At 54.2% G+C, this 448-nt stretch carries 2 pseudogenes; both read right to left on the reverse strand.

Annotation, left to right across the window (positions count from 1 at the left end):
• Window positions 1–381 (reverse strand): annotated as a pseudogene (gene nanK / locus GVJ63_RS21950) (N-acetylmannosamine kinase); the annotation flags it as partial.
• Window positions 378–448: pseudogene (locus GVJ63_RS21955) on the reverse strand (N-acetylmannosamine-6-phosphate 2-epimerase); the annotation flags it as partial. The pseudogenes GVJ63_RS21955 and nanK, both read right to left, overlap by 4 nt.

Here is a 448-nt window from a genome sequence, read left to right on the forward strand (position 1 = left end):
GATAAAGACCATATCGGTTATATCGCCATCCAGCGCCTGAAACTCCGCCCATGCTGCGGCCTGCGCGTCGTTAATGGCAATGGTCGGCAAATTGGTAAGTTGTTCCAGCGTTTTGACTAACGGAAAGTGTAGCAATCCACCAAGATTATGCGGATTAAGCGCCAGCAAGCTGCCGTCACGGATTATCCCGGTCGAAGCGATGGCAACCCGCTGCGCATGAGCTTGCAACGGAGAGACTAATGCGGATAAGGCATCACGCAAGGCTTCTGGTGTCTGGCTGGCTGGCGTAGGAAGTTCACGACGATCGCGGATCTGCCCGTCAGCGCCAATCAGCGCGGCGGCAAGTTTAGTACCGCCGATATCAATCGCCAGTGTGGTCATAGCACCGCCTTTTTCATCGCTGTGTTGTACCACTGACATATGTGCTCAAGACGCGTGATTGCAGAAC

Origin of the sequence: Pantoea sp. 18059 (genome assembly GCF_902706165.1) — a bacterium.
GTDB classification, from domain to species: Bacteria; Pseudomonadota; Gammaproteobacteria; order Enterobacterales; family Enterobacteriaceae; genus Pantoea; species Pantoea agglomerans.